This window comes from Corynebacterium sp. HMSC078H07 (assembly GCF_001812805.1).
In the GTDB taxonomy this organism is placed as follows: Bacteria; Actinomycetota; Actinomycetes; order Mycobacteriales; family Mycobacteriaceae; genus Corynebacterium.
In genome coordinates, this window is record NZ_KV810431.1 from 1,459 (window position 1) to 17,086 (window position 15,628).

Here is a 15,628-nt window from a genome sequence, read left to right on the forward strand (position 1 = left end):
CCGCATCGACATGGGAGGCAACCAGCTGGCGGAAACGGTCGTAGCTGTAATGACGCTGGCCCGGCTGGGTGGGGGTGGTGGTGTAGCGAGCCCATAATACTTGCAGTGTCTGCTTCACACGCCCTGTGCGTGCTTTGACGACCGCGTCAAAGTCAATCGGGACGAACTCGCCTTGACCGCTGGTGCGTTTATCAACGAATATCTCGTCCAGCTCGTCATTCGTCAACGCCGCGACCTGCTGGGCAGTAGTCAGGCCAAGGCTTCGCAGCGCTTGGTTCGCTCGGGAAATCGCGCGGTGCGAGCACCCGAGCTGGTCTTCAATCTGGCGGTAGGAACGCTTCCTAATCAGCAGCGTCATCACCGCACGGTAATCCGTCATCAGCGGACTCCTTCCAGTACGCGCCGCACCCGAGTGGTGCGGCTACCGGAAGTATCACCCCGAGCGCCGCGAGCTGCTACCAGATACTCACTGAAGCGCTACCGGATAGTCACGACACTGCTACCAAATAGCCGGTCGCAACAGCCGGGGTTGAGACCCGCGAGTTTGTGCGCTACCCCGAGCCGCTTGCCCCCAACCTGTCGGCCCGGCGTGCAAGAATGCCCCAACCGGATCGGCAGGAGCTGGTTGAGTGGATTCGCGGCATCGAGGCGGATGTCGTGCTCGTCGAAGGCGCCGGCGGCCTCCTCGTTCGACTAGCTGACGACTTCACGCTCGCCGATATTGCCGCCGACCTCGGCGCGCCACTTATCATCGTCACTAGCATGGGACTAGGAAGCCTCAACGCCGCGGAGCTCACCGTGGAAGCCGCCCGCACCCGGGGTCTGCAAATTCTCGGGCTCATTGGTGGCTCGCTTCCCACAGAGCCAGACCTAGCGACCCAACTGAACGTGGAGGAAATGCCGAAAGTTACCGGCGCACCGCTACTGGGCTGTCTTCCGGCAGGCGTGGGCCAACTTTCCGCGCCCGAGTTCGCAGATAGAACTTCGACAGTGAATGCCAGCGGAATTATTTAACACTAAAGTCTCGAGACTTCTTGGCGTGTGCTACTCAAGATGGAGAAGTTCAAGCCTGTTTTTAAGAAGCACTTCCCGAACTGAGTGTGCGGCCTAGCTCTCAAAGCTGCCTTCCAAAATCTCTACTCCTCACAACGAGCAATCCGAAAACTAAGACACACATCACCCCTGCACCAATACTAAGGGCAGAAGCACCCCAAAGACTCGATATTGCCCCTCCGAGCGCACCACCGATACCTACACCAAAATTGAAGATAGTAACGAAAAAGGACTGTGCAATATCTGCCAAGTTCACTGCGTTTCTGGCTAAGGCAGTCTGCAGAACTGTCGGTGCACCACCAAATCCCAGTCCCCAGACGATTATTCCAGAAATGAAAAAATAGTTGGGAGCTGCCGGTACCGACAAGAGCAAGAATCCTAAAAGCATCAACGCGCCTGAGATTAGACCAGTCAGAAACAATCTCTTATCTACAACGACAGCAGTAAGTAAAATACTGATCCCCGCAGAAATCCCGAATAATAGAAGCACGACATCTACACCAAGAGCTATTCCCACACCACTGGTTAAAGGTTGAATGTACGTGTAAACCATGTTGTGCGCTACTGTCCAGCCGAAGAGCGCGACAAGCACCCCCATCACACCAGGCATCAAAATCGATCTCTTAAGGACTTTGGTTCCTGGGCCATCTCCAACAAGTCCCGGCCGGGGAGGAACTGTAAACATAATCCATAACGCCAAAACGATGGATGCAACTGTTAGCATGCCGAGCGTCAATCTCCAACCAAAGTGTTGACCCCCTAATGCACCAAGCGGGACTCCAAAAGCTAAGGCGAAAGGCTGCCCAAAACCGATAATGGCAAGTGCGCGACCTTGGTTTTCCGAACTGACTAAACTCCGAGCGTAATTTGCCACAAGGCCCCAAACGACGCCTCCGGCCATACCAGCAAGAAACCTAGCAAGAAAGGCTAACCACAAATACGAAGTAATAGCAGTAAGAGCGTTGAAAACGCCAAGCCCGATGATAGCTATAACCAAAAGTCGCTTACGCGGCATTTTTCGAGTTGCTGTCATCACCGGTATTGCAGCCACCACAGATCCAGCTGCATAAGCGGTTAGAAACTGTCCTACTTTTCCCGTTGTCGTTCCAAAGGACTCACCCATATCAACCAAAACCCCCGTAGGAATGGTCTCGGTCATTATGGCCAAGAAAGCGGCAAACGCTAACCCTGTCAATTGTAGGACTGGTATATCTGCTTTCGATTTCCGATTCGACATGATTGGCAAAAATCAATCTTCCTAAGATGCTCGAAGTCCGGTCTCCCTACATCCGGAGTGCAAGCAACGTAGATTCTGGCTCCCTATCCTCCTCTATGCGCTTTCCAATCTTGTGCTTCCACAAAATACGTATCGAATTCATCTTCTCGACGCGCAAGCTCATCTTCAGGCACCTTGCCACTCATTATCCCTCCCAAGATACGGAAATACTCAAACCTCTCCACACCGGGTGCGACAGTTACCAGTACATCCGCGTCGCTACCCTTAGCCGCTCCAAAAGCATGAGGAACACCCGGAAGAACCAATGCGCAATCACCCGCACCTAGCTGGTGAATTTGGCCTTCCTCCCAAAACTCCAGGTTCCCTTTAGTGACGTAGAAGAACTCACACGAAATCTTATGAAAATGTGGAACGGCTCCCTCGCCCCCATCAAAAAGTTGAATATTTTGTACACTCACGTTCCCTTTTGCATCCGAGGCATCCACCAGCAATCTTGCCTTCGGAAGGCGAGTGGAGGAAGCATCTGCCACTATTTCGGGATCAAAAATTAACATCTCAGATCTCCTTAGATTGTTCGCTGACGAACTTTATAGTTCGCTACCGAACTTCTTTTGTCAAGCGCTACACTAAGTTTCAGCAACCCGAAAGGAACAAAATGGACGCCATCTCCACAGCCATGAACAAGTGGACGAGGATAAATCCCCACGTCGATGTGGATGCTATGGAAACAACCCTTCGCCTCACCCATCTGTTAAGAGCAATCAAAGATGAAGTGACGACCATCCATGAACAAGCTGAATTAGCCCCAGGCGACTTCGATGTTCTAGCAACGATCCTCCGCCAGGAAAACATCACCCCGGGTCAACTTGCACACGCCCTACTTCTGTCAAAGGCCGGAATAACCGGAAGACTTAACAAGCTCAAGAAACAAGGACTCATTGATGAAGAAATAAATCTCAGCGACAAGCGAGGAAAAACTCTGACACTAACGCCCGAAGGACACGACCGAATAATGTCCATCGTTGAAGCCCATGCCACAGCTGAGCGAAAAGCCCTCAACCACCTGTCCAAAACCCAACAGCGTGAACTGCTCGAATTGCTACGATCTTGGAGCAAAGAAAGCTCAGACTGACTCCAGAACATGACTACAGCCCCGCACTCTCAACGAGAAGGCGGGGCTGTCACAGCGTGCCCGGGGCGGGACTTGAACCCGCACGTCCTATAAGGACACTGGCACCTGAAGCCAGCGCGTCTGCCAATTCCGCCACCCGGGCAGGGTATTGATGTCTTGGCGACCAGCTAACCTTAGCACGCTGCCCTGATAAACCGACAAATCCGCTGGCAAACCCGAGCTTTTTACTGAATACACAGGGAACTTTGCCGCGCGCGTCTACGTTTAGAGGGGGAAAGACACCTATACTGATCGCTGCTATATCGCTGTATTCCACCATCGCAGTGAGATAGTTCCCTGGAATACCCTGAAAGGAGGACGGCACTTTCCCCATGGCATTGCTAGAAAAACTCGCCAAGCTGGATTCTTCCCTGCAGCGCGGATTGGACAACGGCATGGCCTTTGTCTTTGGCGGCAAGGTCGTCCCCGCGGAGATTGAAGAGTTGCTCAAGCAGGAGGCGCAGGACAACCTGTCCCGCGGTGATGACGGCAAGCTGTACAGCCCCAACGTCATGACCGTCGGTGTGTCCTCCAAGGACATTGAGAACCTCTCCCAAAATCGGGATATTCCTACGGATCTATCTGATCAACTCACTCGTTTTATTCGCAACAGTGGCTGGTCCCTCGCGGGGCCGGTCATCGTGCGGATTGCGGAGGAGTCAGGCCTGCGTACGGGCCAGCTGCGCGTGTCGTCCTTCCTGGACCACGAGCCCACAGAGGAAACCGGATTCGATGCGATTTTCCACCACGACCATGGTCAGGAGGACTCTATGACCCAGCCGCACAACGCCGATGAGGCCGCAACCACCGCTTTCATGGCGCCGAACCCGAATGAGCCGGCACCCACGCCACACGGCCCAGCGGTAACGCTCATGCTGCAGGATGGCTCCTCCCGCGTGTACCACGTGCGCGAAGGCTCCAATATCCTCGGCCGTAGCAACGACGCAGACCTGCGCCTGCCGGATACGGGTGTCTCCCGCCAACATGCGGAGATCACGTGGAACGGTCAGGACGCGGTACTCGTTGACCTGCAGTCCACCAACGGCACCACGGTCAATGACACCCCGATTGACAACTGGCTGCTAGCTGATGGTGACGTGATCACCCTCGGCCACTCCCACATCGAGGTCCGCATCACCGGCCTTGAGAACCAGAATTATTAAGCCCCCACTCCCTCTAAAGTAAGGACCGTCCATGGACTCGATCGTGCTGCTGTCGCTGCGCATCGGCCTGCTGGTGTTGCTGTGGCTGTTTATTCTGGTCGCGCTCAACGCTATGCGCCGTGACGCCAATAAGGCGGCCGGCGTGTACCAGGCATCGGCCCCGGTGAAGGGGTCACAGAGGCGTCGAGAAGCGCCGCGTGAAATCGCCATCGTGGAGGGTCCCCTGCGCGGTTCCCACATGGAGCTAGGCACCCTCGAAGACTGTACGATGGGCCGCGCGCAGGACTGTGATTTTGTCACTGGTGATGATTTTTCCTCTGGCCACCACGCTCGTCTGTTCCGTCGGGGCAGCGAGTGGTTTGTGGAGGATTTGGAATCCCGCAACGGCACCTTCGTGGGTGGTGCCCGTATTGACCAGCCGGAACGCGTTGGTGTGGGTTCGGATATCAAACTTGGTCGGACGACCGTGAGGTTGATGGCATGACGTTGAGCCTGAAATTTACTGCAGTGACGGACCGCGGTTTGGTCCGCGACAATAACGAGGATTCCGCCCACGCGGGACCTCACCTGCTGGTGCTTGCCGACGGCATGGGTGGCCACGCCGCCGGCGAAGTCGCATCCACGACGATGGTGGAGCACATGGCGCCCCTCGAGCGCGATCCGGGCGATAACGACATGCTGGCCCTGCTGGGCGCGGCGGCGGAAGATGCCAACGCGGCAATCCGCGACCATGTGGATGAGCACCCGGAAACCGAAGGTATGGGCACCACGCTGACTGCGATGATGTTCAACGGCTCGCAGTTCGGCGTGTGCCACGTGGGCGATTCCCGCGGCTACCGCCTGCGTGACGGCAAGCTTACCCAGGTGACAAAAGATGACACCTACGTGCAGTCACTCGTGGATGAGGGCAAGCTCGACCCAGCAGATGTCTCGTCCCACCCGCAGAAGTCTCTGATCCTCAAGGCCTACACCGGCCGCCCAGTGGAGCCGACGCTCTTTACGCTGGATGCCCAGGTGGGCGACCGCATCATGCTGTGCTCGGATGGCCTGTCGGATCCGGTGACGGCGTCGACCATCGAGCAGGCGCTGAACCAGGGTTCGGTGGATGAGGCCGCTATTATGCTGCGCGATCTCGCGTTGCGTTCGGGCGGTCCAGATAACGTCACCATCGTGGTGGCGGAGGTCGTGGACGCAGAGCTTGACGACGTCTCCCCCATCACCGTCGGCGCCATCCAAGGCGTCGTGCCCGAGCCGACGCACCCGGATTCTTCAGCAAGCCGTGCGGCGAAGCTGATCTCGCCCCCAAAAGCACAAGCCGCTGAGGTACAACCCCGGGAGGTCACCGAGGATGAGCCGCAGCGGCCGCCGCGACGCAGCCGGGTGGGGTGGAAGGTTATCGCCTCCCTCGTCCTCGTGTTGGTGATTGTGGTGAGCGGCGGGCTGTGGATGAAGAATCACTTGGCCAGCAACTATTACGTGGCCACGGATGAGGAGGAAGTCCTCACCATCCAACAAGGCGCGGATTTCGATCTCTTTGGCCGCTCCCTGCACCACACCTATCAGCATGCGTGCTTGAACAAGGACAATTCACTCAAGCTGAGCACCGGTGAGTGCACAGGCGAGTATGCGCCGTTTAGGCTCACGGATCTTCCCGAGTCAGAACGAGCAGCCGTGGGCAACCTGCCCGCAGGCTCTTATGACGAGGTGCAGACACAGTTGACGCGCCTGTCGGAGAAGGCCTTGAAGCCGTGCGCCACGTCGAAAGACGCCGCGCAGGATAAGGACAAAGACGCTGCGGATGAGGCGAAAAAGGACGCCAAGAAGGATGCGGACAAGCCCCCACAGGGCAACTGCCGGGAGGTGAAGTAGGTGAGCAAGCTCTTTTCCCGTGGAACTGAGTTCGGCCTGCTCGTCTTCGCCACGGTAGTTTTCGCCATCACCTTGGTGAGCCTCGAGCTCTCCCAAGGCAACGTGCTGACCCTCGACGTGCTCTACCTCATCGGTGGCTTCATCGGAGTCTTCGCTGTAGCGCATCTCTTCCTGTGTTTCTTAGCGCCCTACGCGGACCAGATCATGCTGCCTATCGTCGCGGTGCTCAACGGCACGGGGCTTATCATGTTGCAGCGCCTTGACCTGGCCAGTGGCGGTGAACTCGCGGTGCGACAGGTGATGTGGACCGTCGTCGGACTTATCCTCTTTGCGCTGGTACTCGTTCTTTTGCGGGATCACCGCTCGCTGACGCGCTATTCCTATATCTTGGGCGCGCTCGGCCTCATTCTCTTGGCCCTGCCGCTGGTATGGCCGCAGCCGCCAGGAGTGGAAGCCCGCATTTGGTTGTGGCTCGGACCCTTTTCCATCCAGCCGGGCGAGTTCTCCAAGATCTTGCTGATCTTGTTCTTCGCCATGCTGCTTACCCAGAAGCGTTCCCTGTTCACCGTGGCGGGCTTTAAGTTCTTGGGTCTATCCCTGCCCCGCCTGCGTGACCTGGCCCCCATCCTCGTGATTTGGGGCATCGCCATTGTCATTATGGGCATCTCGAATGACTTCGGCCCGGCACTGCTGCTGTTTAGCACGGTCCTCGGCATGCTCTTTATGGCCACCAACCGCGTCAGCTGGCTCATCATTGGTGTCATCCTCGTGGGCATCGGCGGATTCGGCATCTACCAGGTCTCGGACAAGATTCAGCAGCGCTTCTCCAATTTCATTGACCCGCTGGCCAACTATGACACCACCGGCTTCCAGCTGTCCCAGGCGCTGTTCGGCATGTCCTCCGGCGGCATTACTGGTACCGGTTTGGGCCAGGGTCACCCGGACATGGTGCCGGTGGCGCATTCGGACTTCATCCTGGCTGGTATCGGCGAGGAATTCGGTTTGGTGGGCCTGGCTGCGGTACTTGTCCTCTTCGCTATGCTCGTCTCCCGCGGTTTCCGCACTGCGCTGACCTGCCGCGATACCTATGGCAAGCTGGTGGCCTCGGGCCTGGCTCTTACGCTCGCAGTCCAAGTCTTCGTCGTCACCGGCGGCATTTCCGCCCTGCTGCCCATGACGGGTCTCACCACGCCGTTTATGTCCGCCGGCGGCTCCTCGCTCATGGCCAACTACATGTTGTTAGCCGTGCTGCTGCGTATTTCCAACGCGGCTCGTCGCCCAGCGCGAGAGCTCACCTCGAATGCTCCGAGTGATACGTCCATGTTCCCCGCCATCCAGGAGGCCACCCGATGAATAGATCGATTCGCCTCGTCTCCCTCTTTGCCCTCCTTCTCACCGCCGTCCTCCTCGTGAACCTCACGGTGGTGCAGGCGTTTTCGACGGATAAGTACGCCCACAACCCCAAGAACGTTCGCGGCTATCTGGAGATGCGCACGACCCCGCGCGGCCAGATCTTCGCCGGCGATACGGTCCTGGCGCAGTCCACCGCGGATGAAAACGGCAATTACTCGCGCTCCTACCCCACCGATTCCCCAGCCTTCGCCGATGTCACTGGTTACCTCTCGGAGCGCTTCGGCGCCTCCCAGTTGGAGGCCTCGCAAAATGACATCCTCAACGGCAAGGACGACTCGCTGCTGGCACACAACTGGCTCGATATGCTCTCCGGCAAGCCGCAGAAGGGCGCCAACGTGGAAGTCACCATCGACCCAGCGCTGCAACAGGCAGCCTATGACCAGCTGGCCGGGCCAGGCTACAAAGGCGCGGCCGTAGCCATTCAGCCCTCCACGGGCAAAGTACTGGCTATGGCGTCCTCCCCCAGTTTCAATGTCTCCGACCTCATGGGCGGCAACGCGGCCGAAACGTGGGATCAGCTGCAGAACCAAGAGGGCAATCCGCTCATCAACCATGCCACGCAGGAGACCTTGCCGCCGGGTTCGATTTTTAAGATCATCACCACGGCTGCCGGCCTCAACAACGGTTTCAATCCGAATTCCACGCTCACCGGCGCGGCGTCCATCACGCTGCCGGATACGGTTACGGAGCTCACGAACTACGGCAACCAAGCCTGCGGCGGCGCGGACAGCGTCACGCTCCAAACCGCCTTTGCGCTCTCCTGCAACACGGCATTCGTGGAGATGTCTGAAGGTATCGGTGCCGATGAACTGCGCAAGTACGCAGAAGGCTTCGGCGTGGGTGAGAAGTATTCGCTCGGTGTGGAGACCTCTTCGGGTGCGCTGGGTGAGCTGAGCGACGGCGCACAGGTCGCCCAATCGGCCATCGGCCAGCGTGACGTCACCATGTCCGCCCTCCAAGCCGCGGTCATGGCCGCCACCGTGGCGAATAAGGGCAAGCGCATGGAGCCCTACCTCATCAACCGCATCACCGATGCCCAGATGAATGAGCTGCGCACGACCCAACCGCGTCAGGCCGCTGAGGCCATCAACGAAGACACCGCCAACACCTTGACGGACCTCATGTTCGCTTCTGAACGATCCACCTGGGGCTACGACGGCAATGGCTTTGCCTCCAAGACGGGTACCGCCGAGCACGGTGAGGGCCTTGCCCCGCACGTGTGGTACGTGGCCTTTGACCCGGAAAAGGACATTGCGGTCGGCGTCGTGGTCAAGGACGGCGGCAACCTAGGCGAAGGCGCTACTGGTGGACAGGTCTCCGGACCGATCGGCCGCGCCATCCTGCGCGCATACGGAGGTGAGCAGTAGTGAACAGCGCTGATAATAAGGAGCACCTACAAGCACTCATCGGCGAGGACTACCAGCTGCAATGGATCGTCGGCCACGGCGGCATGTCCACCGTGTGGCTTGCGGATGACGTCCACAACGACCGCGAGGTGGCCATCAAGGTCCTGCGGCCGGAATTCTCCGATAACAACGAATTCCTCTCGCGCTTCCGCAACGAAGCCAAGGCGGCAGAGTCCATTGATTCCGAAAACGTCGTGGCCACCTACGACTACCGCGAGCTTGAGGACAACGGCCGCACCTTCTGTTTCATGGCCTTGGAGTACATCCGCGGTGAATCCTTGGCTGACCTGCTGGCCCGCGAAGGCGCACTGCCGGAAACGCTGGCGCTCGACGTCATGGAACAGGCCTCCCACGGCCTGTCCGTCATCCACCACATGGGGCTCGTGCACCGCGATATTAAGCCGGGCAACCTCATGATTACCCAGAACGGCCAGGTCAAAATCACTGACTTTGGCATCGCCAAAGCCGCCGCAGCCGTGCCTCTCACGCGCACCGGCATGGTGGTCGGCACCGCCCAGTACGTCTCGCCGGAGCAGGCCCAAGGTTACGAAGTCGGCCCAGCCTCGGACGTGTACTCGCTTGGTGTGGTGGGCTATGAGATGCTCGCCGGCAATCGCCCCTTCAGCGGTGATTCCTCGGTATCGGTAGCGCTGGCGCATATTAGTCAGGCGCCGGAGCCCTTGTCGACGTCGATAAGCGCGCCCACGCGCGAACTGATCGGCCTTGCCCTGCGCAAGGACCCCAACACCCGCTTTGCCGACGGCAACGAGTTCACCAACGCCATCTCGGCCGTGCGCCAGGGCCAGCGCCCGCCGCAGCCGAAATCTGCCGCACTCGCTCCGCTCGCCGCCGAACCTTCCCCCTCCGCATCGACGGAAATGCTGGGTAACATGGCCAATCCCACGACGGTGCGCCCAGCAACACAGCCGCCGGAAGCGGAACCGCCGGCGAAGAAAGGTGGCTTCGGCACCGGCTTGCTCATTGCTGTGGCCATCGCTGCGCTCGTGGGCGTCGGCCTCGCGGGCTACAGGTTCTTCACCGAGAACTCCAGTGAACCTGCGCCCACCACCTCGGAGCAGCCGACGGAAATCATCGTGACCGAAACCGTCACGCCGGAAACCACGGAGGAGCCCACCACGGAGGCCCCAACGACCCGTGACACCGTGGAAACCACCACGGTGGAAGAAGAACCCCCAGCCCCCATCACCGTCACGACGACACACTCGATCATGCCGTCGCCCACCCACGAGATCTCCCCACACCAACCCACCGGCGAAGAACTCCTACCTGAGGGGACACAACCGCAGGTCGATGACGGCCCCACAGCCACACCCGAACTAGACTCACAGGACAACCCCACCGAAGAATCCGCGCTACAGGGAGGCCAGTAACCCACCATGGTCAGTGATCGGTACCACCTCCGCCAGTCCATCGGCACCGGCGGCATGTCTGAAGTCTACGAGGCCGAAGACTCCGTCTTGGGACGCACCGTCGCCGTCAAGATGCTGCGCCCCGACATGGCGCGCGACGTCAACTTCCGTGAACGTTTCCGCCGCGAAGCCCAGAATTCCGGCAAACTCAATCACCCCAATATCGTGGCCGTTTTCGACACCGGTGAAAAGGACGTCGACGGCATGATGGTGCCCTACATCGTCATGGAATACGTCCAGGGCCGCACTCTGCGCGATATCGTTCGTGAGGACGGGCCTTTGCCGGTGACGGAAGCCGCCCGCGTCCTGAAACCCGTGGCAGATGCCCTGCAATCCTCCCATGAAGCGGGCATTATTCACCGCGATATCAAACCGGCGAACATCATGCTCACCAACACCGGCCAGGTGAAGGTCATGGACTTCGGCATCGCCCGGGCGCTTGATGATTCCACGTCCGCGATGACGCAGACCTCCGCTGTCATTGGCACCGCGCAGTACCTTTCCCCGGAACAAGCCCGTGGCAAGCCTGCCGACGCCCGATCCGACGTTTACGCACTCGGCTGCGTCATGTATGAAACGGTGACCGGCCGCACCCCGTTTGAAGGAGAGACTCCCTTCGCGGTGGCTTACCAGCACGTGCAGGAGGATCCGACCCCGCCGTCGGAGTTCATTGAAGAAGATCTATCTGAGAAGCAGCGCCTTGGCCTCGATGCCGTAGTGCTCACTGCTATGGCTAAACACCCGGCGGACCGGTACCAGTCCGCGTGGGAGATGGGCGATGACCTGGAACGTTTGGCGCAGGGCCAGCTGCCGGAGGCGGCACGCTCGCACGTCAACGATGAAGATCACCCGACCACGATGGTGGCTCCGGTATCAGCCCAGCACCGCGCTCCGGTGGCGTCGACAAGGCCGAGCGAGGACGACGAGAGCGGCGGCGGTCTCAAGTGGCTCGCCGCCCTGCTCGCGGCGGCGCTCATCGCCATCGTCGGTTACTTCGCCTGGGACTTCTGGCAAAGCTCCCAGCAGGAGGCCCGAGAACGTGAGCAGGCGCAGCACGAAGCCGCGCAGCGCGCCAACATGGTCGTCGTGCCCAAGGTGAAGGACCGCCCGCGCAACGAGGTCGTGGAAGAACTAGAGAAGCTCGGCCTCTTTGTCGCGATTAATGAGGAGCCTAGCCCTGACGTTCCGCGCGGCAAGGTCATCCGCATCAACCCGGCGGAAGGCTCTGAGCTGCAGAAGAAGTCCTCCGTCACGCTGACCGTGTCCTCCGGTAAGGAGATTACTGAGGTCCCTGACCTCACCGGTATGACCGTGGAAGAGGCCACCCAGGCGCTGGAGGAGGCTTCCCTGGAACTCAAGGAAGACATCGAGCAGGTCAACGATGATGCGCCTACGGGTGAGATCATTTCGCAGAACCCAGCCGGCGGCTCGCAGCTGTCCAAGGGCTCAAAGGTCCACATCACGGTGTCCAAGGGCCAGAAGGATGTCAGCGTCCCGGACGTATCCGGCATGGACCGCGACCGCGCCGTGGAGATGCTCAGCTCCATGGACTTTGAGGTGAACGTTAATTCGGTGGATTCCGAGCTGCCGGAGAATCAAGTCATCAAGGTTGCCGAAAAGGGCCAGAAGCTGCCCAAGGGCAGCACGGTCACCATTGAGGTGTCTAACGGCATGCTGATTCAGGCACCGGACCTGGTGCACTCCACTCAGGGTGAAGCAGAATCCGCGCTGCGCGCGAAGGGCTGGTCCGGTTCCCTTGAGGTGGGCGAGCACATTCCGACCTCTAATCCCATCGACAGCGACAAGATTGGCTGGGCATCCGTCAAGCGCGGCGATGTCATCCGCAAGGACGCCACCATCGACGTCCGCTTCTGGGAATTCGACCCGTCCGCGTTGATCCCGCAGTAGCTCTTGATGCCGTAGCTGCTAAGGTATCCCACAGATTAAAACTCCCTACCTAAAGGTGTAGAAATGCCAAAGTCCAAGATCACGACGGAGGGCTACCCGCTCCCCCAGTCCTCCAGCTCTGCTACCAACCGCACCCCGGTCAAGATCAACTCTGAGGGCACCCCGAAGTGGTACATCGCCATCATGCTCGGCCTTATGCTCATCGGCCTGCTGTGGCTCGTGGTGAACTACCTGGCCGGTGAGTCCATCCCGTTCATGCAGGAACTGGGCCCGTGGAACTACGGCATTGGCTTCGGCTTGGCCATCATTGGCCTGCTCATGACGATGGGCTGGCGTTAGTTTTACACGCTTAAAACACGGAAGCGATGAGCTCCTCGAGGTTCTATAGCGTCGCCGGTGTCGGCTGCATCATTTTAGTGATGCTCACCGTCACGGTGGACAAGAACTTCCTTACTCCCGGCGCACTCCTACTCGCCGGCCTCGGCGTCAGCTTGACGCCGCTGGCTATCCGACGTCCCTTCGTGGCGGCCTGCGGGTACGGTGCGCTTTTTGCATTCGCCATGTGGTGCCCAGACTGGCGGTCTTTCCTATTCCTGGCGTGGAGCCCCGTTATCGTGGGCATTGTGGCGTTTCAGAAGCGCTGGTTGTGGGCGGTTCCCCTTGCGGTGGTGTACACGTACTTCATCACGACAGATCCGTCGAACAACTATCTACCGGACTTCGATCCATTTAACCTTTCGCTTCCGCTTCTCTTATATGCGGTGGCCATCGGCATTGGCGCCGCACTGCGCAGAACCCGGGACCAGCGTCTTGCCTCCGAGCAGCGCGCCGCCGAGCAACGCGAGGCTCTCATGACTGCTCTTCACGATTCCGTGGCTGCGACCTTAACCTCCGTGGTCATGCGCTCGGAAACCTTGGCGTTGACCCAAACGGATCCTTCCGCGGCCGACTCCGCGGAAGCAATCGCCGATGACGCTCGCCGGGCCATGGGTGAAGTCCGCGATCTTCTGCGAGTAATGAAGAACGAAAGCGTAACGCAGGGAGTGAAGTCGCTGGAAGAAGATCTCGACACGATGGTGAGCTTCCTATCGAGCCATGGCTTTGTGTGCGAGCCAGACATCAAGCTAGGAAAGACCGGTCAGCTTGCACTACCGCAGAAGCTCTCACTCGTATTTTCCGAACTCGCCGTGAACATACTCAAATACTCCCAACCCGAATCACGCGTAACCATCGAAGCCAGCAGCAACTCCAAAAACATTGATGTGCGCATCACGTCTTCCATTGCCTCACAGCAATCGCGTCAATTCATGACGACCAGCCTAGGTTTGGGTGAGATCGCCCGCCGGGTGCGGAGAGTTCATGGCACATTTGGCAGCGGGAAAGAGGCTGATCAATGGGTCACACGCCTATCGCTTCCTGCTGCCTGCCTGAGAAAAATATAGTAAAGTGGCCCGGTAATCACCGATCTTTGAATATTAAAGGTAACAACATGCGCACTTCCCTCGCCGCGGCCGCCGCAGCACTGGCCCTTTTCTCTGCACCGGTAGCCGGTGCATCTGAGCCCACCGCAACTACAGACAGCACCACCGCTTCCGAGTCCACCGGATTCACCTTCTACAGGTCATACGGCGCCGAATTCGCCGACCACTTCCGTTGCTCCACCAGCCCGGAGCGCTGGTGGTGCGGGGGCTAAGACCACGCCCCTGTTCCTTCTGACTACGTATCTCCCATGAGCATTCGGGTCTTCCTCGTCGACGATGACGAGCTCGTCCGCTCGACTTTCCGCGTCTACTTCCAGACCACCGACGACATCTCAGTAGTCGGTGAGGCCACCAATGGTGCGGATTGCTTGGCCCAGATTGAGGAAACCAAGCCGGACCTCGTGCTGGCTGATATTCACATGCCTCAGATGGATGGCATTACCCTTCTGAAGCACCTTAATTCCGCGCCGAACCCGCCCACATTCTTGGCGGTGACCGCCTTCGACTCGGATGACACAATGCTCAAGATCCTGCGTGCGGGCGGCGCGGGCTACATCTTGAAGAACCAACGCCCGCGCTCGATCATCGAGGCGGTTCGTTCGGCTGTAGAGGGCGGCACCGTCATTGCCCCGGCCGCCATGCACCGTTTGGTCGACTACATCGGCGAGCCCGCCACCCCACGCGATCCCGTCGCTGCCGCCATTGAAGGCCACGACCTCCATGAGGCGGAAATTGCCGTTCTCAAGCTGCTTTTAGCAGGTAATTCCAACTCTGAAATCGCAGCTGCTACCGGCTACTCCGAGTCCGCCGTGAAAAAGCACGTCTCCCGCCTCATCACCGTCTTTGGGGCCACTACGCGTTTGAACCTAGTGACCAAGATTCTTGGCGGCGCTGGCTCCTAGTCCGAATTTCACTCTAGCGACAGAACCCCTTTTCGTAATACGATTACGGTTATGAAGACTATCAATGGACAGCCGATCAGCGAAGAGCAAATTGATGAATGGGTAATGGAAGCCGAAAATGGTTATGACGTGGAGACCCTTCGCACTCGGGGGCGGAAACCCCGCGACAACCAAGCCGCAAAGATTGTCTCGATTCGCCTTTCGCCCAATGAAATTGCAGACCTGGATAAGTATGCTACAGCGCATGGATGGTCTAGGTCACAGGCAATCCGTGAAGCACTAAGAAAAGCCATTTAAATGGAGGTTCGCCGGAGCGCCACAAAACACGGCATCAAGCCGGAGGATTCCGTAACCGCAGCAACATCAACTTGTGTTTTTAAAGCGCCACTCGACGACGAGAACCCACAGCGAGAGCTTCGCCTCGGATTCGACGGCTCAATGAGATTACTTGAGCTCGTTGTTCTTATCTGGGACGACGGGACCGAGACCATCATTCATTCCATGAAGGCCCGCAAGCAGTACCGCGCTCTACTCGATTAACGGGCCTCTCCCCCAAATGGCGGAGGCAAAAGATTGCCTGCTTAGGCGATGTTTC

General features: G+C 58.8%; 16 protein-coding genes, 1 tRNA gene and 2 pseudogenes. 15 read left to right on the plus strand and 4 right to left on the minus strand.

The genetic code is table 11. The features are described from left to right. Window positions 1–379, minus strand: a pseudogene (locus HMPREF2875_RS00015) (IS21 family transposase); the annotation flags it as partial. 146 nt (window positions 380–525) lie between these two features. Between HMPREF2875_RS00015 and bioD the strand changes: the two are divergent. Then, window positions 526–1,014, plus strand: a pseudogene (gene bioD / locus HMPREF2875_RS00020) (ATP-dependent dethiobiotin synthetase BioD); the annotation flags it as partial. Window positions 1,015–1,114: 100 nt separating this feature from the next. Here the strand turns inward: bioD and HMPREF2875_RS00025 are convergent. Next, window positions 1,115–2,290, minus strand: coding sequence for an MFS transporter (locus HMPREF2875_RS00025; RefSeq protein ID WP_070669439.1), 1,176 nt, complete (start codon window positions 2,288–2,290; stop codon window positions 1,115–1,117). A gap of 83 nt (window positions 2,291–2,373) precedes the next feature. Next, complete coding sequence (locus tag HMPREF2875_RS00030) at window positions 2,374–2,844, minus strand: cupin domain-containing protein (protein WP_070669440.1); 471 nt, start codon at window positions 2,842–2,844, stop codon at window positions 2,374–2,376. 101 nt (window positions 2,845–2,945) lie between these two features. On the opposite strand from HMPREF2875_RS00030, the gene HMPREF2875_RS00035 reads away from it, so the two are divergent. After that, the gene (locus HMPREF2875_RS00035) at window positions 2,946–3,422 is read left to right on the plus strand and encodes a MarR family winged helix-turn-helix transcriptional regulator (protein ID WP_070669441.1); all 477 of its coding nucleotides are present in this window, start codon (window positions 2,946–2,948) and stop codon (window positions 3,420–3,422) included. Window positions 3,423–3,479: 57 nt separating this feature from the next. Here HMPREF2875_RS00035 and HMPREF2875_RS00040 read toward each other — a convergent pair. Beyond that, window positions 3,480–3,564 (minus strand) — tRNA-Leu (locus HMPREF2875_RS00040). A gap of 229 nt (window positions 3,565–3,793) precedes the next feature. Here HMPREF2875_RS00040 and HMPREF2875_RS00045 point away from each other — a divergent pair. The 13 genes from HMPREF2875_RS00045 (at window position 3,794) to HMPREF2875_RS00105 (ending at window position 15,573) form a co-directional block, all read left to right on the plus strand. Next, window positions 3,794–4,624 carry a DUF3662 and FHA domain-containing protein gene (locus HMPREF2875_RS00045; protein ID WP_070669442.1) on the plus strand — a complete coding sequence of 277 codons (831 nt, stop codon included), beginning with the start codon at window positions 3,794–3,796 and terminating at the stop codon, window positions 4,622–4,624. A gap of 31 nt (window positions 4,625–4,655) precedes the next feature. After that, window positions 4,656–5,108 (plus strand): FHA domain-containing protein FhaB/FipA, encoded by a 453-nt coding sequence (locus HMPREF2875_RS00050; RefSeq protein WP_039673007.1) that lies wholly within the window; start codon window positions 4,656–4,658, stop codon window positions 5,106–5,108. Continuing rightward, the gene (locus tag HMPREF2875_RS00055) at window positions 5,105–6,493 is read left to right on the plus strand and encodes a protein phosphatase 2C domain-containing protein (RefSeq protein WP_070669443.1); all 1,389 of its coding nucleotides are present in this window, start codon (window positions 5,105–5,107) and stop codon (window positions 6,491–6,493) included. The genes HMPREF2875_RS00050 and HMPREF2875_RS00055 overlap by 4 nt, the downstream gene beginning before the upstream one ends. Beyond that, entirely contained in the window at window positions 6,494–7,846 is a 1,353-nt protein-coding gene (locus HMPREF2875_RS00060; protein ID WP_070669444.1) for an FtsW/RodA/SpoVE family cell cycle protein, read from the plus strand. Then, on the plus strand, window positions 7,843–9,273 hold the full coding sequence (locus HMPREF2875_RS00065) for a penicillin-binding transpeptidase domain-containing protein (RefSeq protein WP_070669445.1): 1,431 nt from the start codon (window positions 7,843–7,845) through the stop codon (window positions 9,271–9,273). Before HMPREF2875_RS00060 ends, HMPREF2875_RS00065 begins: the two co-directional genes overlap by 4 nt. Next, entirely contained in the window at window positions 9,273–10,703 is a 1,431-nt protein-coding gene (locus HMPREF2875_RS00070; protein WP_070669446.1) for a serine/threonine-protein kinase, read from the plus strand. The genes HMPREF2875_RS00065 and HMPREF2875_RS00070 overlap by 1 nt, the downstream gene beginning before the upstream one ends. 6 nt (window positions 10,704–10,709) lie before the next feature. Next, window positions 10,710–12,650 carry a Stk1 family PASTA domain-containing Ser/Thr kinase gene (pknB, locus tag HMPREF2875_RS00075; protein ID WP_070669447.1) on the plus strand — a complete coding sequence of 647 codons (1,941 nt, stop codon included), beginning with the start codon at window positions 10,710–10,712 and terminating at the stop codon, window positions 12,648–12,650. Window positions 12,651–12,713: 63 nt separating this feature from the next. Then, on the plus strand, window positions 12,714–12,989 hold the full coding sequence (gene crgA, locus HMPREF2875_RS00080; RefSeq protein WP_070669448.1) for a cell division protein CrgA: 276 nt from the start codon (window positions 12,714–12,716) through the stop codon (window positions 12,987–12,989). Window positions 12,990–13,015: 26 nt separating this feature from the next. Continuing rightward, window positions 13,016–14,092 carry a sensor histidine kinase gene (locus tag HMPREF2875_RS00085; RefSeq protein WP_070669449.1) on the plus strand — a complete coding sequence of 359 codons (1,077 nt, stop codon included), beginning with the start codon at window positions 13,016–13,018 and terminating at the stop codon, window positions 14,090–14,092. A gap of 47 nt (window positions 14,093–14,139) precedes the next feature. Continuing rightward, complete coding sequence (locus HMPREF2875_RS00090; protein ID WP_070669450.1) at window positions 14,140–14,343, plus strand: hypothetical protein; 204 nt, start codon at window positions 14,140–14,142, stop codon at window positions 14,341–14,343. A gap of 36 nt (window positions 14,344–14,379) precedes the next feature. Then, window positions 14,380–15,033 (plus strand): response regulator, encoded by a 654-nt coding sequence (locus HMPREF2875_RS00095; protein WP_070669451.1) that lies wholly within the window; start codon window positions 14,380–14,382, stop codon window positions 15,031–15,033. 51 nt (window positions 15,034–15,084) lie between these two features. Next, window positions 15,085–15,330, plus strand: coding sequence for a ribbon-helix-helix domain-containing protein (locus HMPREF2875_RS00100; protein WP_070669452.1), 246 nt, complete (start codon window positions 15,085–15,087; stop codon window positions 15,328–15,330). Further along, entirely contained in the window at window positions 15,331–15,573 is a 243-nt protein-coding gene (locus HMPREF2875_RS00105; protein ID WP_039672984.1) for a hypothetical protein, read from the plus strand. The last annotated feature ends 55 nt before the right edge of the window (window positions 15,574–15,628 follow it).

What these genes read in the sequence shown, in the direction of transcription:
- HMPREF2875_RS00050 (WP_039673007.1), top strand. Translation starts at nt 4,656, where the DNA reads ATGGACTCGATCGTGCTGCTGTCGCTGCGCATCGGCCTGCTGGTGTTG.
- pknB (WP_070669447.1), top strand. Translation starts at nt 10,710, where the DNA reads ATGGTCAGTGATCGGTACCACCTCCGCCAGTCCATCGGCACCGGCGGC.
- HMPREF2875_RS00105 (WP_039672984.1), top strand. Translation starts at nt 15,331, where the DNA reads ATGGAGGTTCGCCGGAGCGCCACAAAACACGGCATCAAGCCGGAGGAT.
- HMPREF2875_RS00025 (WP_070669439.1), bottom strand. Translation starts at nt 2,290, where the DNA reads ATGTCGAATCGGAAATCGAAAGCAGATATACCAGTCCTACAATTGACA.
- HMPREF2875_RS00035 (WP_070669441.1), top strand. Translation starts at nt 2,946, where the DNA reads ATGGACGCCATCTCCACAGCCATGAACAAGTGGACGAGGATAAATCCC.
- HMPREF2875_RS00095 (WP_070669451.1), top strand. Translation starts at nt 14,380, where the DNA reads ATGAGCATTCGGGTCTTCCTCGTCGACGATGACGAGCTCGTCCGCTCG.
- HMPREF2875_RS00045 (WP_070669442.1), top strand. Translation starts at nt 3,794, where the DNA reads ATGGCATTGCTAGAAAAACTCGCCAAGCTGGATTCTTCCCTGCAGCGC.
- HMPREF2875_RS00065 (WP_070669445.1), top strand. Translation starts at nt 7,843, where the DNA reads ATGAATAGATCGATTCGCCTCGTCTCCCTCTTTGCCCTCCTTCTCACC.
- crgA (WP_070669448.1), top strand. Translation starts at nt 12,714, where the DNA reads ATGCCAAAGTCCAAGATCACGACGGAGGGCTACCCGCTCCCCCAGTCC.
- HMPREF2875_RS00090 (WP_070669450.1), top strand. Translation starts at nt 14,140, where the DNA reads ATGCGCACTTCCCTCGCCGCGGCCGCCGCAGCACTGGCCCTTTTCTCT.
- HMPREF2875_RS00100 (WP_070669452.1), top strand. Translation starts at nt 15,085, where the DNA reads ATGAAGACTATCAATGGACAGCCGATCAGCGAAGAGCAAATTGATGAA.
- HMPREF2875_RS00055 (WP_070669443.1), top strand. Translation starts at nt 5,105, where the DNA reads ATGACGTTGAGCCTGAAATTTACTGCAGTGACGGACCGCGGTTTGGTC.
- HMPREF2875_RS00030 (WP_070669440.1), bottom strand. Translation starts at nt 2,844, where the DNA reads ATGTTAATTTTTGATCCCGAAATAGTGGCAGATGCTTCCTCCACTCGC.
- HMPREF2875_RS00085 (WP_070669449.1), top strand. Translation starts at nt 13,016, where the DNA reads ATGAGCTCCTCGAGGTTCTATAGCGTCGCCGGTGTCGGCTGCATCATT.